Source organism: Paraburkholderia sp. CI3 (assembly GCF_050436505.1).
Lineage (GTDB): Bacteria > Pseudomonadota > Gammaproteobacteria > Burkholderiales > Burkholderiaceae > Paraburkholderia > Paraburkholderia tuberum.
Genome location: NZ_JBNDMI010000002.1, coordinates 518360 through 539715 on the forward strand (window position 1 = coordinate 518360; position 21356 = coordinate 539715).

24 protein-coding genes are annotated in these 21356 nt (G+C 63.1%); 15 read left to right on the forward strand and 9 right to left on the reverse strand.

The window, feature by feature from the left end:
* Positions 1-194: 194 nt before the first annotated feature.
* Positions 195-656 carry a universal stress protein gene (locus OKW29_RS05200; RefSeq protein ID WP_429290229.1) on the forward strand — a complete coding sequence of 154 codons (462 nt, stop codon included), beginning with the start codon at positions 195-197 and terminating at the stop codon, positions 654-656.
* A gap of 68 nt (positions 657-724) precedes the next feature.
* On the opposite strand, the gene OKW29_RS05205 is transcribed toward OKW29_RS05200, so the two are convergent.
* Together OKW29_RS05205 and OKW29_RS05210 are read right to left on the reverse strand one after the other, a co-directional pair.
* Positions 725-1228 carry a universal stress protein gene (locus OKW29_RS05205; protein ID WP_429290230.1) on the reverse strand — a complete coding sequence of 168 codons (504 nt, stop codon included), beginning with the start codon at positions 1226-1228 and terminating at the stop codon, positions 725-727.
* A 23-nt stretch (positions 1229-1251) separates the two neighbouring features.
* A complete protein-coding gene (locus OKW29_RS05210) occupies positions 1252-2094 on the reverse strand; it encodes a universal stress protein (protein ID WP_429290736.1) in 843 nt (280 codons plus the stop codon).
* A gap of 161 nt (positions 2095-2255) precedes the next feature.
* Between OKW29_RS05210 and OKW29_RS05215 the strand changes: the two genes are divergently transcribed.
* The 3 genes from OKW29_RS05215 (at position 2256) to OKW29_RS05225 (ending at position 3773) form a co-directional block, all read left to right on the forward strand.
* On the forward strand, positions 2256-2651 hold the full coding sequence (locus tag OKW29_RS05215; RefSeq protein WP_429290231.1) for a polyketide synthase: 396 nt from the start codon (positions 2256-2258) through the stop codon (positions 2649-2651).
* Positions 2575-3321 (forward strand): acetoacetyl-CoA reductase, encoded by a 747-nt coding sequence (gene phbB / locus OKW29_RS05220; RefSeq protein ID WP_429290232.1) that lies wholly within the window; start codon positions 2575-2577, stop codon positions 3319-3321. The genes OKW29_RS05215 and phbB overlap by 77 nt, the downstream gene beginning before the upstream one ends.
* 137 nt (positions 3322-3458) lie before the next feature.
* Positions 3459-3773: a hypothetical protein gene (locus tag OKW29_RS05225; protein ID WP_429290233.1), complete on the forward strand. Its 315-nt coding sequence runs from the start codon at positions 3459-3461 to the stop codon at positions 3771-3773.
* Positions 3774-3842: 69 nt separating this feature from the next.
* On the opposite strand, the gene phaZ is transcribed toward OKW29_RS05225, so the two are convergent.
* Positions 3843-5141, reverse strand: coding sequence for a polyhydroxyalkanoate depolymerase (gene phaZ, locus OKW29_RS05230; protein ID WP_429290234.1), 1299 nt, complete (start codon positions 5139-5141; stop codon positions 3843-3845).
* Positions 5142-5490: 349 nt separating this feature from the next.
* Between phaZ and OKW29_RS05235 the strand changes: the two genes are divergently transcribed.
* Positions 5491-5730: a hypothetical protein gene (locus tag OKW29_RS05235; RefSeq protein WP_429290235.1), complete on the forward strand. Its 240-nt coding sequence runs from the start codon at positions 5491-5493 to the stop codon at positions 5728-5730.
* Between the two features lie 83 nt (positions 5731-5813).
* Here OKW29_RS05235 and OKW29_RS05240 read toward each other — a convergent pair whose 3' ends face one another.
* Complete coding sequence (locus OKW29_RS05240; RefSeq protein ID WP_429290236.1) at positions 5814-6320, reverse strand: PRC-barrel domain-containing protein; 507 nt, start codon at positions 6318-6320, stop codon at positions 5814-5816.
* Positions 6321-6449: 129 nt separating this feature from the next.
* Here OKW29_RS05240 and OKW29_RS05245 point away from each other — a divergent pair, with 129 nt between their 5' ends.
* Positions 6450-6899 carry a hypothetical protein gene (locus OKW29_RS05245; RefSeq protein WP_429290237.1) on the forward strand — a complete coding sequence of 150 codons (450 nt, stop codon included), beginning with the start codon at positions 6450-6452 and terminating at the stop codon, positions 6897-6899.
* 20 nt (positions 6900-6919) lie between these two features.
* Here the strand turns inward: OKW29_RS05245 and OKW29_RS05250 are convergent, their stop codons facing one another.
* Entirely contained in the window at positions 6920-7198 is a 279-nt protein-coding gene (locus OKW29_RS05250) for a flavin reductase family protein (protein WP_429290238.1), read from the reverse strand.
* Between the two features lie 38 nt (positions 7199-7236).
* Between OKW29_RS05250 and OKW29_RS05255 the strand changes: the two genes are divergently transcribed.
* The 5 genes from OKW29_RS05255 to OKW29_RS05275 all read left to right on the forward strand — a co-directional run bounded on the left by OKW29_RS05255 (position 7237) and on the right by OKW29_RS05275 (position 11282).
* On the forward strand, positions 7237-8205 hold the full coding sequence (locus tag OKW29_RS05255) for a thiamine pyrophosphate-binding protein (RefSeq protein ID WP_429290239.1): 969 nt from the start codon (positions 7237-7239) through the stop codon (positions 8203-8205).
* A 174-nt stretch (positions 8206-8379) separates the two neighbouring features.
* A complete protein-coding gene (locus OKW29_RS05260) occupies positions 8380-8913 on the forward strand; it encodes a thiamine pyrophosphate-dependent enzyme (RefSeq protein ID WP_260336512.1) in 534 nt (177 codons plus the stop codon).
* Positions 8914-9133: 220 nt separating this feature from the next.
* A complete protein-coding gene (gene pstS, locus OKW29_RS05265; RefSeq protein WP_429290240.1) occupies positions 9134-10168 on the forward strand; it encodes a phosphate ABC transporter substrate-binding protein PstS in 1035 nt (344 codons plus the stop codon).
* A 138-nt stretch (positions 10169-10306) separates the two neighbouring features.
* Positions 10307-10504 (forward strand): DUF3562 domain-containing protein, encoded by a 198-nt coding sequence (locus OKW29_RS05270; RefSeq protein WP_429290241.1) that lies wholly within the window; start codon positions 10307-10309, stop codon positions 10502-10504.
* 376 nt (positions 10505-10880) lie between these two features.
* On the forward strand, positions 10881-11282 hold the full coding sequence (locus OKW29_RS05275; RefSeq protein WP_187626960.1) for a hypothetical protein: 402 nt from the start codon (positions 10881-10883) through the stop codon (positions 11280-11282).
* 91 nt (positions 11283-11373) lie between these two features.
* Here OKW29_RS05275 and OKW29_RS05280 read toward each other — a convergent pair whose 3' ends face one another.
* The gene (locus tag OKW29_RS05280; protein WP_429290242.1) at positions 11374-12903 is read right to left on the reverse strand and encodes a CHAD domain-containing protein; all 1530 of its coding nucleotides are present in this window, start codon (positions 12901-12903) and stop codon (positions 11374-11376) included.
* 259 nt (positions 12904-13162) lie between these two features.
* Between OKW29_RS05280 and OKW29_RS05285 the strand changes: the two genes are divergently transcribed.
* Entirely contained in the window at positions 13163-13720 is a 558-nt protein-coding gene (locus tag OKW29_RS05285; protein WP_429290243.1) for a TetR/AcrR family transcriptional regulator, read from the forward strand.
* A 134-nt stretch (positions 13721-13854) separates the two neighbouring features.
* A complete protein-coding gene (locus OKW29_RS05290; RefSeq protein ID WP_429290244.1) occupies positions 13855-14805 on the forward strand; it encodes an alpha/beta fold hydrolase in 951 nt (316 codons plus the stop codon).
* 34 nt (positions 14806-14839) lie between these two features.
* Here OKW29_RS05290 and OKW29_RS05295 read toward each other — a convergent pair whose 3' ends face one another.
* Positions 14840-15631, reverse strand: coding sequence for a DUF2182 domain-containing protein (locus OKW29_RS05295; RefSeq protein ID WP_429290737.1), 792 nt, complete (start codon positions 15629-15631; stop codon positions 14840-14842).
* A 2-nt stretch (positions 15632-15633) separates the two neighbouring features.
* Positions 15634-16236: a DUF1326 domain-containing protein gene (locus tag OKW29_RS05300; RefSeq protein WP_184069575.1), complete on the reverse strand. Its 603-nt coding sequence runs from the start codon at positions 16234-16236 to the stop codon at positions 15634-15636.
* A gap of 344 nt (positions 16237-16580) precedes the next feature.
* Between OKW29_RS05300 and acnB the strand changes: the two genes are divergently transcribed.
* Positions 16581-19166, forward strand: a complete 2586-nt coding sequence (gene acnB / locus OKW29_RS05305; RefSeq protein ID WP_184067887.1) for a bifunctional aconitate hydratase 2/2-methylisocitrate dehydratase — start codon at positions 16581-16583, stop codon at positions 19164-19166.
* 112 nt (positions 19167-19278) lie between these two features.
* Here the strand turns inward: acnB and OKW29_RS05310 are convergent, their stop codons facing one another.
* Positions 19279-20220 (reverse strand): alpha/beta hydrolase fold domain-containing protein, encoded by a 942-nt coding sequence (locus OKW29_RS05310; RefSeq protein WP_429290245.1) that lies wholly within the window; start codon positions 20218-20220, stop codon positions 19279-19281.
* Between OKW29_RS05310 and OKW29_RS05315 the strand changes: the two genes are divergently transcribed.
* Positions 20198-21256, forward strand: coding sequence for a LysR substrate-binding domain-containing protein (locus OKW29_RS05315; RefSeq protein ID WP_429290246.1), 1059 nt, complete (start codon positions 20198-20200; stop codon positions 21254-21256). The genes OKW29_RS05310 and OKW29_RS05315 overlap by 23 nt on opposite strands.
* Positions 21257-21356: the final 100 nt, after the last annotated feature.

Sequence of the window (21356 nt, forward strand, 5' to 3'; positions counted from 1 at the left end):
AGCGACCGCATGGCATTCCTCCGCTGTGTCGGGCCGAATGGCGGCGTTGTTGCGGGCCGCTCGCAAGCGGCGACCTCGAGCGGCGAGCCATTGACCTGCGTCAAGCCGCGCGGCGGCGCGCGCTTCACACTGTCGGCGCGGACACGCGACGACACCGCTTCGGTTCATGCCAGCGCTTTCACAGGGAGTCCAACATGTATGCACGAATTCTGGTTGCGCTCGACGACAGTCCCAGCGCGCAGCGCGCCTTTGCCGAGGCGCTGAAGCTCGCGAAGCTGACGGGCGCCACACTCGAAGCCTGCTGCGTGGTAGGGCACGGCAAGTGGTCGGACAATGCCGATGTGGCTTTCGAGCCGGAACCGGCGACCGCGGCGCAAGAATTCGCCAGCCGCGCGCTCGATGCGCCGCGCGAGTTGATGCGCGAGGCGCAGGTGCCCGGCGGCGTGCGGGTGATCGACGCGTACGCCGAAAGCGTGTCCGCGGTGCTCGCGCGCGTCGCCGACGAAATCGAAGCCGATCTGATCGTGATGGGCACACACGGCCGCCGCGGCGTCCAGCGCTTTCTGCTCGGCAGCGTCGCGGAGTCGCTCGTGCGTGCGACCGACAAGCCGGTGCTGATCGTGCGGCATGACGAACACGGGGACGCGCGGCCCTGAAGCGCCGCGTCGCGGAGCCGTGGCGCGATCGCGTGGGAGCGGCCGCGCAGCAGCCTGGTCTTCGCGGCTCAGGTGAGTTCGTTTTCGGCGCAGGCCGGGACTGACTGATCGCGCGTCGCGCCGTTCGCGTGCGCGGGAACCATCAGCACCGGGCAGCTGGCGCTGCGCAGCACGCGCTCGGCGACGCTGCCGAGCATCAGTCGTTGAACACCACGGCGGCCGTGCGTGCCCATCACGATCGCGTCGGCGTGCCATTCGAGCGCCGCCTCGACGATGCGATGCGCGACGTCTTCGCCAGTGATCGCGGCTTCGACGGTGCGGGCCGTGCCCTTGATCCCGCGCGCGGTCATCCGGCTCTGGGCATCGGCCGCGATCCGCTTGCCTTCCTCGATGAAGGCGTCCTGGATCACGCAAGGGTCGAAGCCGGGCGCGTCGTAGGCGATGACGGACACGTCGATCACGCACAGCGGCTGCGGCTCGGCGCCCGATTCGGCGGCAAGGGTCAGCGCGGCGTCGAACGCACGGGAGGCAGTGTCGCTGCCGTCGAGCGCGACGAGTAGGCGGTGAAACATGGCGGACTCCTTAAGCGCGCACTTCAGTGCGACAACAGCACCGGCACGGTCATCGACTCGAGCATCGTGCGCGTCGCGCCGCCCAGTACGACTTCGTGCAGACGCGAATGCGCGTAGGCGCCCATCACGATCATGTCGCAGCCGAGGTCGGCCGCCTGCGACAGCAGCGCGTCGCCGACCGGCGTGTCGTCCGCGACGCTTAGTTCGCGCACGTCAATCTTGACGCCGTGACGCGCGACGGTGAGTGCGATGTCGTCGCCCGGCACCGTGTCGCGCGGCGGACGATCGCCCGACGAATGAACCGTCAGCAGCGTCACTTTGGACGCGTGCGCGAGGAACGGCAGCGCGTCGTGGATCGCGCGGGTGGCTTCGCGGCTGCCGTCCCACGCGATCAGCACGTGGCGGCCGGGCGCCGCGAAGGTGCCGCCCGACGGCACCAGCAGCACCGGCCGCCCGGCCGACAGCACGACGTGCTCGACGAACTGTTCGGCGACGAACGCCTCGGGATCGGTCGGAGCGGTCTGCCCGAGCACGATCAGATCCGCGAGACGCGCATAGGGCGGCACGACGTCGTTCGCGTAGCCGTTCGCGGCGATCCAATGACCGTCGACGTTCGCGCGCGCGAGTTCCGCACGAAACAGCCGCTCGAGCGCGCTGGCACGCTCGTGCCGCAGGCGCTCGTGCTCCGCGTAGTAGTCGGCGGTGCCGGCCATCACGAAGAACGCGTGCCGCGGTGGCACGTACGTCGAAAACAGGCCGGTCAGCGTCGCATGAAAGCGGTGTGCGAGCTGCAATGCGATTTCGAGGCGCGGATGTGCACGAACGCTCGTATCGAGGTGAACGAGAATGCTTTTGTAGCCAAGCAGACTCGAGCCCGTCGTCAAATGGAGTCTAAGGGCCCGGCGGCCGCGGCTGTTGATGCAGATCACGCGGGGGCCGCCGCGCGCTCAAATTACAGTAGCAGGCGCGCTCGACGGTTTGCAACCGCGCCTGGCAATCCTATGCTGTGCTCTGGAGGGCAGCGATCATGGTTTCCGAATCCGATGCGCCGCCCGGGCGCCCCGCTTCACCGTGGACCTCGACGGCGTCCGGACCGCCCGAAGGCTGGCTCGACTACGCGGCGGCGTATCAGACCGCACATGGCGCGGCACCCGAGTACGCCGAGCGGTGCTTCGCCGACTGGAGCAAGTCGATCGCTTTCGTCGCGCAGCGCGAGGCGGACTGGTTCGGCGAGGCCAACCGCGCTTGCGCCGCCTGGTATGCGTGGTGGCAGACGGTGTACGGGATCGCGCCAGGCGTCGCGCCGCTCGCACCGTCAATGGCAGACACGGCAAGGAGGAGTTCAGATGGGATCGGATCGCGTGGCATTGGTCACAGGCGGGATGGGCGGTTTGGGCACGGCGGTCAGCCGGGCGCTTCGTGACGCGGGCATGACGGTCGCGGTGACGCACTCGACGCACAACGATCACGTGTCGACATGGCTGCAGCACGAGCGCGACACGGGGCGCGACTTTCACGCGTACGAAGCCGACATCGCCGACTTCGATTCATGCGCGCGCTGCGCGCAACGCGTGCTGACCGAACTGGGCGCGGTCGACGTGCTGATCAACAACGCGGGCATCACGCACGACACGAGCTTCGCGAAGATGAGCAAGGAGCACTGGGACGCCGTGCTGCGCACCGATCTCGATGGCCTGTTCAACATGAGCAAGCCGCTGTTGCCCGGCATGCTCGAGCGGCGCCACGGCCGCATCGTCAACGTGGGGTCGGTCAACGGTTCGCGCGGCGCCTACGGGCAAACCAATTATTCAGCTGCCAAAGCGGGCGTGCACGGCTTCACGAAGGCACTTGCGCTCGAAACCGCGAAGCACGGCGTCACGGTGAACACGGTGTCGCCCGGTTATCTCGCGACCGCGATGGTCGAAGCGGTGCCGCGCGAGATCCTCGACACGAAGATCCTGCCGCAGATTCCGCTCGGCCGGCTGGGACGTCCGGACGAGGTGGCGGCGTTGATCGCGTTTCTATGCTCAGAGGAGGCGGCTTTTATCACCGGTGCGGACATTGCGATTAACGGGGGTATGCATATGCAGTGAGGGTGCTCGCCTTCACCGCGCTTGACCCACGTCAATGACCGCCTTTCTGGCAAGAACAGGATAAGCCCCATAGCAGGCGCCTGGACCCTGAGTCTGCGCGCAACAGGTTCGATCGACACTCGCAAGGGGAGGCGAAGATGGGCATCGACATGCAGATCGTCTACCTTGGCTTTGCGGGTGCCGCTCCGCTCGAAGCGGAAGCAGGTGCGCAACTGGTGCGTCTCGCGCGGTTTGGCGCGCTCGTGTCGCACTGCCATCTCGCCATCGAGGCGTTGCGTCCGGGATCGGCGCATCCGCTGTATGACGTGAGGCTGGATCTGGTCACGCCCGCGCACGAGCTCAAGCCCGTCGCGCACTGCACTGACGACGACGCCAAAGCGGCGATCCGTCGCGCGTTCGATGTGGCGGAAATGATCCTCGAAACAGCGATCGGCACCGAGCGTGGGAACTGACGAACTTGCGTCGTGACGTGACGCTCGGCGTTCGTCAGCTGCGGACTGCTGACGTTTTCCCCGGCCACCTCACGCCGATCTGCGGTTTGCCGAACCCCTGGCCGCGCGGCGCGGCCGGCAAACCTTCAACGCGGCGTGCTCGACATCGCGCCAGAATTCGCAGAGCCCCGGATGAACCGCATCGCGCCAACGCGGCCCGATGAAGAGGTCGTAGTGATTGCACTGCTCGATGGTGAGCTGCCGTGCGGCTCGCATCGGCGATGCATCGCACAGCGCATGCGCGCAATGCGTTTGCCCCGCGCCCGTGATCTCGTCGCTGTCACCCTCGATCGTGCACAGCGGGGTATCGCGCAGCGCGGCGATTCGTACCCGGCGCCCGGCGACCGACCACAGATTGCGCGGCAACAGATGTTCGTGAAACACCACCCGAAGCATGTCGAGGAAGTAGCACTCCGCCATGTCGAGCACCGCGGCATATTCGTTTGCCGAGCGCAGCGCCTGCTGCGCACCGGGCATGTCGCCGGCGAGCCATCGGGACCAGTAATCCGCTTCGAGTCGCAACTGCCGCTCCGGATGCGCGGCAAAAATCGCGGTCTGCTGGATGAAGCCCGGATACACGAGACGCCCCGCGCCGCAATAGGGCGGTGGAACGATATCGATCGCATGGTCGTGAAACCACTCGAGCGAATGGGAACTGGCGAAGCGGTCGGTGATGGTCGGGTTCAAACGGGTATCGATCGGGCCGCCGAGTAGCGAGAGGCTCGCGATCGGCGCCGCCTCGTCCATGGCGAGCAGCGCCGCGGCGCCGAGCGCAGGCACGCTCGCCTGACAGATCGCGATCACATGAACCGGCGAACCGAACGCGCGGGCGGCGCCCACGAAGCTTTCGAGCGCCTGCACGTAGTCGTCGAGCGATAGCGGGCCCGCTTCGCGCGGCACGTCGCGCGCGTCGGCCCAATCGGTCACGAACACGTCACGTTCCTCGAGCAGCGTTTCGGCGGTCTCGCGCAGCATGACTGAGTGATGTCCGGCGAGGGGCGCGCACAACAGCACCGGCAGTTTTGCGTCGGTAGGGGGTGTAGAGGGGTTGCGCTTGAACCTGAGTAGCGCGCCGAGCGGCAAGGAGGCGACGACGCTTTCGTCGACGGTAACGCGGCTACCGTTGGCGGCAACGGAGTGGATCGCGAATGTCGGCGTTCGTTCGAAAGCGCAGGCGGATCTCAGCAGCCAGTTGCTCAGCGCGTCGGCCGCCTGTTCCGGGCCGAGCCAACCCGCTTGCGGGCGCTGCCCCGACTCCGATTCGGATAGAACTCCCCCGACCATCGCGCGCGCGAGGCGTTGCTGTGCATCGATGAAGGCGTACCACATGATGAACTCCGACATTCGTCGATCATGAGGGCAGCGTTGCCGCACCGGCACGAACTCGTGACGCGGATACCGTCGCAAAGCTTACCGCGAAACGTCGGGGCGAGGGGCGCGAAATCGGTGCGCGCGGCGCGCTAAGCACGCCGCGTGCAAGAGGCATTGCGCGTTTTCCCGGCAGGGTTTTCACGCGATGGCGTGCGTCTGAAACGGAGCTGAAAGTATCGGGGAAAGCGAACGACGTCGAGCGTGACTCATGGTTCGTGTTGACGGTTGACGTGGATCAACGAGAGAGGCGTTGCGGGTCATTACGCTGACGATGGCAGTCGCTCGCGACAACCCCGAGGAGCATCCAATGACCATATCAGCAAACGCGCAGGAAGGAACCTGGTCCGTGAGCGTCGAGACGCGGGAGGCGCAGGAAGGCGGGTTTCAGTCGACGATCCATGTCAAACATGTGTCGCCTGAGGGTGACTTCGAACGCACCTTTCATCAGTCGCAGGTGTTCGCCGTGGAAAGAGAAGCGGTACTCGAAGGCTTGCGCGAAGGCATGACGTGGATCGCGCTGAAGACGACGCGGACCATCGGGGTGTAACAGCAGCGCACCGCGCCTCGCGTGCTCGCCGCAACAGGCAACGCGGGCGAGGTAGCGGTGCTCGAGCGTCGCGATGCGTGTCTTCAGATTCCGCTCGTCGGATCGACACGTGTCGCGGGATCGCTTTCGACGACACTGCGCGTCGCTTCCCAGTACGGTTCGCGATGATAGAACTGATGGACCGACGTCCCCCATGCGCGATCGGCCATCGCTGGCCAATGGTCCTTGTCGAAGCCCGGCGAGCTTTTCACCTGCTCGGCCGTGGCGTCCAGCTGGAAGCACTTGCGGTCCGTGTCGAGCGTCAGCGAACGCCACGGGATCGCGTGCAAGGTCCCGCCGATGCCGAGAAAAGCGCCCTCCGTCAGCACCGCATACGCGACGCGGCCGCTGCGCACGTCGAGCATGATGTCGGAGATTTTGCCGAGGTCCTGGCCATCGGAAGAGATCACCTTGTTGCCGTCGAGCGTCGCGGCGGCCATGACCTCGGGTCCGGGACCGTCGCCGACGCCGCTGCCGGCGATACGTGCGCCGGCGCTGGGCTGTACGGGAGTCGCGGAGGCGTTCGGGTCGAGAGGATCGAGCGGGTTCATGTCGAAACTCCTGATTTCCACGGAATACCTGCCCTCCGCAAGGCGCGTACCTGATACCGGATTCAAAGACTAGAATAAAAACACGCCGTGTCGAGACGGCTGCGCTGCGCCCGGATAGGGGGAGCGATCATGCGTTGTGGAATCGTTGGTCTATGCACTGGCGTGGCGGGCGTATGTGTGTTGTCTGGCTGCGTCTATTACGGTCCTTACTCGTACTATCCGGGAGCCGGTGGCTATTACGCCTGCACCAGCGCCACTGCCACTGGCCCCGCGCAAGCATCGTCTGGCAACGCGCCTGTGCCGGCGAGCGGTACGGCGGCCGCGAATGCGGCGCCAAACGACTTGCCGTTGTCGGGACAGAATTGCACGTACGTCGCGGTACCTGCGCCTGCTTATTACGGCTATCCCGGGTATTACGGTTATCCCGGCTATTACGGCTATCCCTATGGCTATTCATGGCCGGGCTACTACGGATGGTGGGGACCGTCAGTGGTGATCGGAGGCTACTGGGGCGGTGGCTATGGCCATGGCGGCTATTACGGCCACTGGCACGGAGGACATGGCGGGCACGGGCATTGAGCAGCCAGCACGCCAGCCAACTACGAAAACGTCTCCGGATAAAGATCCTCGCTCATGTCGAGATTGCCAGTCTGCGCGTAGATCAGCGGGTCGCCGTCCGCGCCGGCTAGCGCGCCATCGACGACGCGCCCAACTATCAGCCGATGATCTCCCGCCTCGATGTCGCCGGTCACCCGGCAGTCGAAATGCGCGAGCGCATCGAGCAGCAGCGGCGCGCCGGTCACGCCGGTACGCCAGCGAGCCACCGCGAGCTTGTCGACGGCTCGGCCCGACTGCGTGCCGAAGTGCTGTCTCGACAATGGTTGTGAACTCGTTGGAGTCCGCCGGAATAGACCACGTGTTCCTGGTCCCGGGAAAACTGATCTATCCGCTGCTGGACGCAATCGACAACTCCCCTTTGACTCGCGGAATCGTCGGCGCTCATGAGACTGGCAGTGCTTTCATGGCCGATGGCTATGCCCGCGCCAGCCGGAAATTCGGCGTTTGCGCAGGGATTTCCGGCCCAGGCACGATGAATTTCGTTCCCGGCATGGCAGCCGCTCACGCAGACCGGATTCCGATGCTCTATATTGCCGGCGGGATCTCGTCGCATGCGGAAGGCAAAGGGGCGTTCCAGGATGCCACGCCCGGAGGCATTTTTGAAAGCGGCGTGGTCAGAAGTCTGGTGACGGATATCGTCGAGCTAAAGAACAAGGAAAATACTCAGGCCGAGATGCGTCGTGCGATCGAAGGGTTGAACTGGATGCGTCGAGCGCAGTCATTCATCAGTATCCCCGTAGACGTTCAAAAGCAGGATGTCCTGCCCGGTCAGGACGTGGCACGGCAACCCTACGCTCACCGCGAATTTAACGCATGCGAAGTGCCCGCGAACGGCGCCGCTCTGGATGCGCTGTGCGATCAGTATCTGTTTCAGTCGAAGAGAGTCGCGTTTCTGGTCGGAAGTCGTGGCAATGATGCGGAAACTGCAAAGCTTCTTCTCGAGGTTGCCGAAGGCTTTCACATTCCAGTCGCAACGACACTATCGGGAAAAGGTGCATTTCCCGAGCAACATGCCCTTGCACTGGGTGTGTACGGATTTTCAAGTCATTCGCGCGCTGCACGGGCGATCAACTCCGACGAACTTGATGTACTAGTCGTGTTTGGTAGCGACCTGAACCAGCGAGACAGCATGAACTGGAGCAGGAGGCTGACAGGGGGGAAGGAGCTATTTATCTTTGATGACAGCTTCGATTCACCGGCGATGGGGCACATTTCGCGTCAAGGAATCTTCTCCGGAATTTCCGCGAGCTTCCGGTTGCTGGCCTAGAAAGCCGCGGACAACCCTCCCGGGCTGCCGCAAGCACTGCAAAGAAGAAAGGGGTGGATTGCCGAGATCAACGACACCCCCCTGTACGACCACCGGTTTGAGCAGTTAGGAGCCCGAGTTTCCAGCGGTGACGAAGCGCTATATCCTGGAGACGTAGTTAAGCACTTGTGCCGGATGCTGCCGAAGGACAGCAACGTCGTGGTGGATTCCGGAGCCCACCGCATCTTCATGGCCCATTACTGGCTGTCGTCAGGTAAGGGCAACTACTTTTCGTCGAGCTCGCTCGCCCCGATGGGCTGGGCCATCGCAGCCGGAATCGGCGTCAAGCTTGCAGCCCCGGAACGCCCGTGTGTCGTGGTGACCGGCGATGGGTGCATGATGATGCACGGCATGGAGATTCAGACCGCGGCTCGATACCGAGTCAAGGTGATCTATGTGGTTCTGAACAACGCCGCACATGGCGCAATCCATATCGACGCTATCAGGAGTGGTTCGATTTCAGAGCAGTTCACCAAATTGCCCTGTCATAGCTGGTCGGCTTTTGCATCATCGATCGGTGTGGCCGCGCGCGCGGTTGAGCGCATCGACGAGCTTGATGGTGTATTGAGTGAAGCTTGTCAATATGACGGCCCCTTTCTGATTGAAGTCATCACCGGAGTTTTTCCCGCGCCGAACCGGTACTATGCAGAAGCCGAAGCCTGTCCGTGAGATTCCATCCCTCAACGCGACAAAGCCAACCGCATTGAACGCCGCGCCGCGGTTGTCAACGAAATGTCATTCGAACCGCCTAAGTTTAGACGTTCGGGCCGATGGCAAGGCTCGACGCGGCGATGGGCACGCCGGGCCTGCGGAGTGCGCAAGAGAGGGATCGCGGCGCGTAGCTTGCTGCAACCATTGAACCGGTCAGTCAATCTCGTGGAGGCAAACCATGCTGTTAAAACGCGGAATTGCAGTTCTTGCCGTTGCTCTACCGCTCGCGGCCGCGCAAGCGCAAACCGTCGACATCACCGGGGCGGGCAGCACTTTTGCGGCCCCGATCTATAACAAGTGGGCTGACGCGTACCATAAGGCGGGAGGCGGCAAGGTCAACTACCAAGGCATCGGTTCAGCGGGCGGCGTCAAGCAGATCATCGCGAAGACCGTTGATTTCGCAGGTACCGATGCGCCGATGAAGGACGACGAACTGGCGAAGACTGGCCTGTTCCAATTCCCGACCGTGGTCGGCGGCGTCGTGCCGGTCGTGAACCTGCCCGGCGTGAAGCCGGGTCAACTCATTCTGTCGGGTGCCGTGCTTGGCGACATCTATCTGAACAAGATCAAGAAATGGAACGATCCGGCGATCGCCGCGCTGAATCCGGGTATGAAGCTGCCAGATACGGACATCGCCGTGGTGCGCCGCGCCGACGGTTCGGGCACGAGCTTCATCTGGACGAACTTTCTGTCGAAGGTGAACCCGGAGTGGAAGTCGAAGATCGGCGAAGGCACGACGGTGAACTGGCCGACCGGTACGGGCGGCAAGGGCAATGACGGCGTTGCCGCGTTCGTGCAACGCCTGCCGGGCGCGGTCGGTTACGTCGAGTGGGCATATGCGAAGCAAAACAACATGATCTACACCAGCCTGAAGAATTCGGCCGGTACCGTGGTTGCGCCGAAGACCGAAACCTTCAAGGCGGCCGCCTCGGGCGCGGACTGGAAGACGTCCTTCTACCAGATCCTGACGAACGAGCCCGGCAAGGACGCGTGGCCGGTCGTCGGCGCGACCTTCGTGCTGCTGCATGCGACGCAGGACAAGCCGGCGCAAGGCGCGGCAGTGCTGAAGTTCTTCGACTGGGCGTTCAAGAACGGCGAGCAGGCTGCCAGCGATCTCGACTACATTTCGCTGCCGGATTCGGTCGTGTCGGAAATCCGCGCGCAATGGAGGACCAAGGTCAAGGACGCGTCGGGAAAACCGGTGTTTCAGTGAAGGTCTCGATGCCACCCGCCTCAAACAGCTTGTAAGCGATCATGGAGGAAGTCAATTGACGCGGGTCAATTGACTGACGCATAGAGGCGGGTAACGTGTGTGTGACGGTCCTTTATCACCGCACGCTCGGAGCAAGCCATGGTCACGCGAAACGTCGAGGATGTCATCAGGCAGATTGCCGCCGCTACCGACACTCCTGAGGAAACGGTCTCGCAGATGTACGCGCAGACGTGGATTGAATATAGCGAAGGTGCACGAATCACGGACTACCTGACGGTGCAGGTCGCTCGTCGTGTGCGGGACGACCTGCGTAGGCGGCAACGGGACTCGCATTGAGAGTCGGTGCCGAGCGTTCAGGCTCGTCTGCTTTTGGTCAATCGCCGTTGTGCGATGCCGCCTCCGCGCCGAAGCGCTCGACCATGAATTCAATCAAGCTCGCATCGAGGTGATTACGGGCGCCACGCGAGCGCGTAATCGCGATCGGTCGTCATAGCCATTGGCGTTTGCTTATCGTATCCATCAGCCGAACGGCAAGCGGCGTCGCGCCCTTGGCTAATCAATGCGATCAGGTGTTGGTCGGGGCCCTGGACCCGCTCGAGCGTGCAAAGTGGGAACGCTCATCACACGCCACGCCACGCCACGCCACGCTACGGCACGCTCGCGATGTACCATGTCTGCGTGAAATCTCGCGCTGGATATCGTGGAGTACATCATGGGAAGCGCATGGAAACGCCGCTTCAAACTGTTTATCCAGCGTTTCTGGCAGCCAACCAGCGCGTGCATGACCTGTATGCCGGGGAGCTGGGGCAACATCATGAGCCTCACGCACTGGGCGATCGCATTCAAAACCGGGCTGCTCACCGGTGTGCTCGCCCTGCTGCTCACCTTCACGCCGGCGGCGAAGTGGTACGGGAATCGCTATAGCAACGCACTGCTCGTCGGTTGCCTGACCGCTATCGGCGATGCCTACTCTCATTTCAGCCAGTACCGCTTTCATGTTCTCGAACACGTCGCGACGGGGGTCATGTCAGGCCTGTTCGCGCTCGCTGCGTCGTACCTGTTCGAGGACCGCGCGCGCCGCGTACGCGCGGCGTGGTCGCGTTTGTTCGGATAATAAGACTTCGATCTCGAACATCGTGAGACCTCACGATCAGTGTTGCGCGTGACACGTTCGTGCCCGGATACATCGGGGTGAATTGTTCGCGTCAGTGCGGTGACGAAAGCAGTTTGAAGCGCTTCCACAGCTTCTTCAATGTCTGACGATCGGCAGCGACGCGTGACGCGAGGAAGCCGCGTGCGAAGGCCGCGCCCGAGGCTGCTTCCGGCGACGTTTTCAACAACGACTTCAGAAGCTGATCGGCGACGACGGCATCGTTGCGCCAGCCGAGATCATCCTGAAGCGCGGTGAGCGCGTCGACATAATGGCGAACGGCCTGCTTCGGGCATAGCGACGCAAAGAACTCGGTGGCGTATCGAACTTTTTTCGCCGCGATGCGGGCGCGGTGACGACGGTGATCGTCCAGATCGGCCAAACCCTTGCCACGTTTGATCAGTTTCTTGTGCCGACGACACAGAACATCGGCGGCGAATGACTTCACCGGGCCGTTGATTGCGTTGCGCTGTTCGTCGGACATCTCATCTCGCCAACCTTTGCGGTTCACCCAAAGCGCGAACTGGAGCGCGAGCCGCGTGTAGCGAACCGACTCGACCGCGGCAGCCGCGCGCTGCCGGTTGTTGACGGCAATCTGCTCGCACGCCTCTCTGACGGGCCGGATCTCGTCCGCATTGCCGTCGGCGCCGGCATGGTCGAGCGTCGATCCCGCAAGCACTTCCCAGTCGCGCGCGCCACCGAGTTCCGAGGCAATCCAGCGCAACTCCTCGTCGAATCCGGACGAGGCGGGGATGACCTTCGCAAACAGGTCGAGAGCCGAACGCAAGCGACGAAGTCCCACGCGCATCTGATGGACGCTCGATGGATCGTGGCCCGACACGACGCCCCGTTCATTCGCGTGGACCTGGTCCAGACAGTTGCGCACAATCACGCAGAACGCATCCTCGACCGAATCGCGTTTGTTCAGTCGCACTGGTTGCGCTTTCACGGCCTCGCTGTGCTCGTCAATGAGCAGTGCATACCCGACATCTGCCTTGCTGCGATGATCGATACGCAGCGGCACAGTTTCGAGCATTTCCAGCGCGACGCGATACAGCACATCCGGATTGCCCTGTTTCAGTTCCAGTTCCACCGCGGCGATCTGCACTGATCCCGAATCCGCCTCGACGCTTCCTTCGTCGAGAGCAAGCTCGAGTTCGTCTCCGGACGGCTGGCGCAGCACAAACGCTGACCGGTTGATCCGCGTGACGAACACCGGCTTCAGTTGGGCCGCAACGGTCTCGTCGCGAATCAGCTTTCCGCAGTCGCTGTCGTCGGGGATCTGGTCGTACAGCAGCGTCAGATCGGGCGCGTCGCTATTCACGGGCATCTCGAACTCGTCCCGGTCGAACAACCCCGCCTTGGCCAATCCTTCGCGCTTCAGCGTCTGGATTTTGTCGTTGCCGACGGTGCGCACGCGCAGCGAAGCCCCGCACCAGTGAAATGAAAAATCGGGCGTGTCGAAATAGGTGCTCGTCAGCAGGTGAGGCGTTCCCGCTGTGGCTTCTGATTGCGCAAGCATCGACGCGTTACGCAATTTGCCGAGATCTTCGTTCGCAACGCGCAGCTTCAGCTCCCGTTCCATGCTGCCTCCGAAATGAGCACCAGACTGTCAGACTACACCGGATTGGCTGGAGCGCGTCACGGCCGATCGTCCCCAGTGGCCTCAGATAAAAGTCGTACACGGAAAAAGTGGATGAGACGGTGGACGAGCCTGGCGCGAATGCCTGTACACGTTGAGACATCTTGATTAGGAAATGATCATTTCCTATAATCGCCGTATGACTACACCCAACCATGCTGCCAGACAGCCACGTGCTCCAGGTCGTCCACGCGAATTCGACATGGACGTCGCGCTGGACGGCGCAATCCAGATTTTTCGCGAGCGCGGTTATCAAGGGACGTCTCTTGGCGACCTTGGGTCCGCGATGGGGCTCACGGCCGGCAGTATCTACAAGGCGTTCGCCGATAAGCGAGCGGTATTCCTTGCCGCGCTCGAGCGCTACATCCATCTACGAAATGGCCAGTTGCAGAGCCTGCTCGATGCGGAGCAGACCGGCCGCGACAAGGTACGGGCCATTCTGCGGTTTTATGCTGAGTCTGCAATTGGCGAAGAGGGCAAGCGAGGCTGTCTCGTAGTCGGAAGTGCAGTCGACCTGCTGGCCTTCGATGATGAGGTCGCGAGTCACGTGGTCGCGTCTTTGCAGCGAACGGAGCGTCTGTTGTGTCGTTTGATCCGAGTGGGCCAGACAGACGGTTCGATCGCGTCCGCCGTGGATCCGGACGCTACCGGCCGCGCACTGCTGAGTCTGACGCAAGGTTTGAGAATCGTCGGCAAAGTTGGGCGATCCCGGGCACACATGATGGCGGCGGCGGATCAGGCCATGCGTCTGCTGGACTAAGCACAGCAAGACATAGCATCGTATGACCTCCGCGTGCCGGTCACCCTATTAGGAAACGTCAATTTCCTAACATCATCCGCCAATGAGAAAAGCCGCTCAACGGTGTCATCCCCCAACCCAGAGGAGTTTCGTTCGTGAAAACACATCACTCGCCGGTGCCATCAGGGAGTTCCAGAATCGTAAGCACGTTGCCAGTAGCAAGGCCCGTTGCGGGGCTAGCAGGATTCGAGCACAAGTTCGCGACCGTCGACGGACTGAGGCTGCACTACGTCACCGGTGGAAACCCCCAGGGCGACGTGGTCGTGTTGCTCGCGGGCTTTCCCGAGAGCTGGTTCGCCTGGCGCAAAGTGATGGGACTGCTTGCAAAGACCTACCGAGTCGTCGCACCGGACCTCCCCGGACAAGGTGATTCGGATCGTCCGATGGACGGCTACGACACACAAACCCTTGCGAGCCATGTTCACGGTTTGCTCCAGCAACTGGGGATGACCCGGTACTTTCTTGCTGCACACGACATTGGAGCGTGGGTGGCTTTTCCTTACGCCGTGATGTTCGGCGACGAGGTCCGGCGACTCGCGTTGCTGGATGCGGGGATCCCCGGCGTGACGTTGCCTGATGCGTTGCCGAGCGCGCCCGAGCGTGCATGGCGCACCTGGCATTTCGCATTTCACGGGCTACCGGACCTGCCGGAAGTGCTGCTCGCCGGCAAGGAACGTGAATACCTCGACTGGTTTTTGCGGCGAAAGGCGGCCAATCCCGATACTTTCACTGACGCCGATATCGATGAATATCTGCGCATTCTCAAGAAAGACGGCGGTTTACGCGCGGGCCTTGCGTATTACCGGGCCGCGCATGTGTCCGCCCAACAGAATGCAGAACTGAAGCAACGAGGCATGCTCGACCTGCCACTGCTGACGCTCGGTTCCGATCAAGGTTCCATCGCCGATATGGCAACACCTCTGAGAGCCTTTTTCACCGACGTCCAAGGCCGCACCATCAGTCACTGCGGGCACTTCATTCCAGAAGAACAACCGCGCGCGGTCGCCGACGAACTCACTGCGTTCTTTGGAAGCGCAGAGGGGTAACGGGGCTACGGGGGCGCAAGATGCCGCGCATGGCTCAGGCGATGGGGGCGTGCTGTAGGACGATCCATGCGGACCACACAAGCAACGCAATGCCGAGCGGCTTGCCGATGGAGCTGCCCCAGCGGAAATTCTTCTCGGCCGACATGATCGCGCCCAGCGCCAGCATCCAGCCGACGCTGCCAGTGCCGACCGCGAACATCAGCAGCATCAGGGCCCAACAGCAGCCGATGCAGAACGCGCCGTGACTGATGCCGAGCGCAAAGCTCTCGCGGCGCGCGCTCCTGCCGCGCCAATGCTCGGTGATGAACATCAGCGGCGAGCGGCATTTGTCGAGACATCGATGCTTGAGGCTGCTGAACTGATAAAGGCCCGCGAGCGCGACGATCGCGGCGCCGATCAGCCAGCCGTTTGCAAGCAAGCTCGCAGACTGGTCCGCGACCAGATGGAGCGCCGCGTCGAAGCCGTGCGCGAGCACGCCGAACAGCGCCCACGTCATCGCATAACCGACGATCAGAAGCGCCATCAGCGTGCGCCGGTTTGCGCGCGCGACGGTCATCCGCCGGAAGGTGTCGAAGAGCGGGAAGGAGGTCGGCAGCATCATCGCCGCGATCATCAGCAGCCATGCGACGCTGTGCAGCAATGCCGCAATCGTGAGGCTCGCGCCGGGCACCTCACGGCATATCGCGCCGACGAGCGGCAGTTCGGCCCAACTCGCATGACGCAGAAAACGCGCATAGGGCCCCGCGTCCCATATCCATAACGCGATCCACGCGCTGCCCGTCAATGCGACGAAGAGCGGCGCGAACAGCCGCGAGCGTGCGAGCATCTTCACGACGCGAAGCTGAACGATCCCTGAATGGCGTTATGTCCGGTCAAGGCGAGGTCGAGATCGAGCTTTTCGTGCCGCAGGCGGAATGCGTTCGCCTTGCCGACGAAAGCAGGGGAGCCGGGTATCGTCGAAAAGATGCTTTCGACCAGTTTGGTCGGCTCGCCGGTCGGGCCGCGATAGGGCTCCAACTCGGCCTCGATGGCTTCGCCGACTTTCATCCTGCCCTTGCCGTCGACGACCGCGTATTCGATCGGCGCGCGTTCCACGGACACGACTTCGCCGATCAACTGCACGAGATCCGCGAGGGGGCCACCGCGCTCGCCACGGTGCACGCTAACCAGGGCGTCGAATTGCGCGTCGCTCGCGCGCTCGTCGACGAACATCGCGACGCGCCAGCCGCCTTTGAGCACGTTGCCGGGAATGAACGCCGCGAACGCGATCGTCAGGCCCGATACATCGACGCCGTCGATCATGCCTTGCTCGTAGTGGTATGCAAGCGCGCTGCGGCAAACGCCGTTATCGGGATCTTCTCCGATCCAGCACGGACACAGCACCTTGCATTCACACACTTCGAGGATGCTGCCCATCAGTTGATAGCTCATTCGCGCCTCCGCTGCCGGTTGGATCCGGCCGGGAAGAAGATCGCCGGACATCCTCAGTTGTAGCCGTTAAGCGGGCAGGAATCAAAGTGTTCGTGGCACTGCGAATGATTGAAGCGGCTTACACAGTCGGTGCTTTTGCGGTGCAGGAGGGGGGCGCGGAGTCAGATTGGCGGTCCTGAAGCGCGTGGCGCATCGACGATTTTCGTGCCCAACTCTTATATAAGACATAAGACATTTGACCTTGGATGGGTATTGCAATTAAAATCGCGATCGAAGCAGTGCCCGGCACAGCTTGGAGTGCCTTAAAAGCCTTTCCCTGAAACGCAAATACCAGCAGGTCCCCCATGCTTGAAAATTTTCGTGCTCACGTGGCCGCACGCGCCGCGCTCGGTATTCCTCCCCTGCCGCTGACGGCTCAGCAGACCGCCGAGCTGGTCGAACTCCTGACGAACCCGCCCGCTGGCGAAGAGCAGACGCTGCTCGACCTGATCACCAACCGCGTGCCCGCCGGTGTGGACGAAGCCGCCCGCGTGAAGGCAGGCTTCCTCGCCGCCGTGGCCAACGGCCAGACCGCCTGCGCGCTGATCTCGCGCGCCCGTGCCACCGAACTGCTCGGCACGATGCTGGGCGGCTACAACATCCAACCGCTGATCGAATTGCTGTCCGACGCCGAAGTGGGCACCGTGGCCGCCGACGCGCTGAAGAAAACCCTGCTGATGTTCGACCAGTTCCACGACGTCAAGGAACTGGCCGACAAGGGCAACGCCAATGCGAAGGCCGTGATGCAGAGCTGGGCCGACGCCGAATGGTTCACGAGCCGTCCGGAAGTGCCGCAAAGCCTGACCATCACCGTCTTCAAGGTGACGGGCGAAACCAACACCGACGACCTGTCGCCGGCCCCGGATGCGACCACCCGTCCGGACATCCCGCTGCACGCACTGGCAATGCTGAAGAACGCGCGTCCCGGTATCACCCCGGAAGAGGACGGCAAGCGCGGCCCGGTCAAGTTCATCGAGTCGCTGAAAGAAAAGGGCCACCTGGTCGCGTACGTGGGCGACGTGGTCGGCACCGGCTCCTCGCGCAAGTCGGCCACCAACTCGGTGCTGTGGTTCACGGGCGAAGACATCCCGTTCATCCCGAACAAGCGCTTCGGCGGCGTGTGCCTCGGCGGCAAGATCGCCCCGATCTTCTACAACACGATGGAAGACGCCGGCGCTCTGCCGATCGAACTCGACGTGTCGCAGATGGAAATGGGCGACGTGGTCGAACTGCGCCCGTACGAAGGCAAAGCCCTGAAGAACGGCGCAGTGATCGCCGAGTTCCAGGTCAAGTCCGACGTGCTGTTCGATGAAGTGCGCGCCGGCGGCCGCATTCCGCTGATCATCGGCCGCGGCCTGACCGCCAAGGCACGCGAAGCGCTGGGCCTCGCCCCGTCGACGCTGTTCCGCCTGCCGCAGCAGCCCGCCAATAGCGGCAAGGGCTTCTCGCTGGCGCAGAAGATGGTCGGCCGCGCTTGCGGTCTGCCGGAAGGCCAGGGCGTCCGTCCGGGCACGTACTGCGAACCGAAGATGACCTCGGTCGGCTCGCAGGACACCACGGGCCCGATGACCCGCGACGAACTGAAGGACCTGGCGTGCCTCGGCTTCTCGGCCGATCTCGTCATGCAGTCGTTCTGCCACACCGCCGCTTATCCGAAGCCGGTGGACGTCAAGACCCACCAGACGCTGCCGAACTTCATCAGCAACCGTGGCGGCATCGCGCTGCGCCCGGGCGACGGCGTGATCCACTCGTGGCTGAACCGCATGCTGTTGCCCGACACCGTGGGCACCGGCGGCGACTCGCACACGCGCTTCCCGATCGGCATCAGCTTCCCGGCCGGTTCGGGTCTGGTCGCCTTCGCGGCCGCCACGGGCACGATGCCGCTGGACATGCCGGAATCGGTGCTGGTCCGCTTCAAGGGCAAGATGCAGCCGGGCGTGACCCTGCGTGACCTCGTCAACGCAATCCCGCTGTACGCGATCAAGCAAGGCACGCTGACGGTCGCCAAGCAAGGCAAGAAGAACATCTTCTCCGGCCGCATTCTCGAAATCGAAGGCCTGCCCGATCTGAAGGTCGAGCAAGCGTTCGAACTGTCGGATGCTTCCGCCGAGCGCTCGGCCGCCGGTTGCACGGTGCACCTGAACAAGGAACCGATCATCGAATACCTGAACAGCAACGTCACGCTGCTGAAGTGGATGATCGCCCAGGGCTACCAGGATCCGCGCAGCCTGCAGCGCCGCATCAAGGCGATGGAGCAGTGGCTGGCCGACCCGCAACTGCTGTCGCCGGATGCCGACGCCGAATACGCAGCCGTCATCGAGATCGATCTCGCCGACATCCACGAGCCGATCGTGGCCTGCCCGAACGATCCGGACGACGTGAAGACGCTGTCCGACGTAGCCGGCGCGAAGATCGACGAAGTGTTCATCGGCTCGTGCATGACCAACATCGGTCACTTCCGCGCCGCGTCGAAGCTGCTGGAAGGTAAGCGCGACATCCCGGTCAAGCTGTGGGTGGCCCCGCCGACCAAGATGGACCAGAAGCAGCTGACCGAGGAAGGCCATTACGGCGTCTTCGGCACGGCTGGTGCGCGTACCGAAATGCCGGGCTGCTCGCTGTGCATGGGCAATCAGGCACAGGTGCGCGAAGGCGCGACGGTCATGTCGACGTCGACCCGTAACTTCCCGAACCGCCTCGGCAAGAACACGAACGTGTACCTCGGCTCGGCGGAACTGGCGGCGATCTGCTCGCGCCTCGGCAAGATCCCGACCAAGGAAGAGTACATGGCCGACATGAGCGTGCTCAACGCCAACGGCGACAAGATCTATCAATACATGAACTTCGACCAGATCGAGGACTTCAAGGAAGTCGCCGACGCCGTGACGATGTAAGTGTGCTGCCGGACTACGGCGTGTGGTTCGCGTCGTAGCGCCACGAAATGGCGCCGTGGGCTGAATGCCTGCGGCGCCATTTTTTTTGCGGCGTTCGAATCGAGGTCCGAGCTCAGGGCCTGGCGATAGCCGATCCGCATCGCAAGACAAACCCCGCGACCTGGTCCAACGCGTATCGGGCGCTTGCAAGCTCGTCGGTCGAGCGCTGGAACACGTGATGGAGTCCCTCGTAGATTTCCAACTGCACCGTGTTTCCCCGCTGCGCAGCGGCAGCCGCGTAGCGCCGGGCGTCGTCGAGCAGCAGTTCGTCCGTGCCGACCTGAATGGCGATCGGCGGCAGATGTGCGGGAACGTGGTACAGCGGCGACGCGCGTCGGTCCGCGGGATCGGCTGACCCAAGGTACGCGGCGGCAGCATCGGCGAGTATGGGCCGCGTCAAGACCGGGTCGCGGGTCTCCTCACTGCGCGACGACGGGCCCGTCAACGCAAGATCGAGCCACGGCGAAAAAGTGGCCACACAAGAAACGTTCATCGACCGGCCTCCATCAGCGCCCAGCGCCGCAAGCGCGAGCCCGCCGCCTGCCGAGTCGCCAACCAGCGCGATGTCGCGAATGCCTGACTGCGCCATCCACCGCAACGCTTCGATCACGGCATCGTATGCCGCGGGAAACGCATGCTCGGGCGCAAGCGGATAGTCGAGAACGAAGGTGTCGATGCCGGCACGCACGGCGATCTGACTCGCCAGGCCGCGATAACCGGTGGCAGACCCGAGCACGAACGCGCCTCCATGCAGAAAGAGGATCGCGCGACCGGCCACGGTGGATTCGGGTCGAATCCACCAACCCTTTACGTCCGCGCTCTCGACTCTTTCAAGATCGACGCCATCCGCTATAGGCGTTTGCGCCGTCATCGCGTCGTAGGCCTCACGCGAGGCTCCGCCGAATTCCGCAAAGAGTCGCTGAGTACGGTCGAGCACCGATATCGCCGCCTCGCGGTCGTCGTCACTCAAGGGGTGCCGCATCTCGATCAGGTTGGTCTGCTGTACGACGCTCATCATTTGCTCCTTCGTTAGTGGTGGTCGATGGGCAGACGATATCGATTCCGCCCAGCGTCCAGAAGAAGGCCGAACGGAATACAATCAATTCCATTCTGGAAGTTTTGGGAGGCAAGGAGTGGACCGTCTGGATGCGCTCAAACTTTTCGTCCGCATCGTCGAGAGTGGCAGTTTCGCTGCGGCGGCGCGCGAAATAGGCGTGGGCCAGCCCGCGGTCAGCAAGCAGATCGCGTCGCTCGAACGCCATCTTGGCGCGCAACTGGTCAGGCGCACGTCGCGCAGCATGACGCTGACCGAGACGGGACAATCGGTCTATGAAGCGGGTTTGCGCATCATTGGAGATTTCACGGAGCTCGAATCGTCCGTCGGGCGCGGTCAGGTTTCGCCGGCCGGGATGGTCCGGGTCACCGTGGCGCCGGTTTTTGGCCGGCTGTATGTGGTGCCGCGCCTGCCGGCATTTTTCGCCAGGTATCCGAACGTGTCCGTGGACCTGTCGGCAACGGAGCGAACCGTCAATCTGGTCGAGGAGGGCTTCGACCTTTCGATCAAAAGCGGGCGGCTTGCCGACTCTTCGATGATTGCAAGGCAGCTGGCATCGAGTCCAGTCGTTGTCGTCGCAACGCCGGATTACCTCGAAAAACACGGGCGCCCCGAACGGCCACAGGATCTCGCCCGACATGCCTGCGTCGTTTTCGCACCGCTGCGCGAGCCGCGGGCGTGGCGCTTCGAAAACGTCGACGGTCCCGGCTTGCACGTCCCGTCCGGCAATTTTCACACCGGCGACGCGGAACAGATTCGCGCTGCCGTGCTCGCCCATATGGGACTGGTTCAAGCGCCGGCGTGGCTCTTTGCACCGGAGATCGCGAGCGGTGCGGTCGTCAGCCTGTTGCCGGATTTCGCGCCGGCGCCGATGCCCATCCACGCCGTTCATCCTGCCGGCCGACGATTGCCGACCAAGACCCGCATATTTATCGATTTCGTTGCGGAAATTCTCACGTCTGATCCCGGTCCGGCCTTTGTCCCGGTCAGGACCTAGCGAGTGCTCCGCCGACACCGGATCATGCCGAACAGGGATCGCGGTCCGGCCTTACCGCGCCGCAGCCAATCCCCGGTCGACAAGGCACTTGACCCGTTCG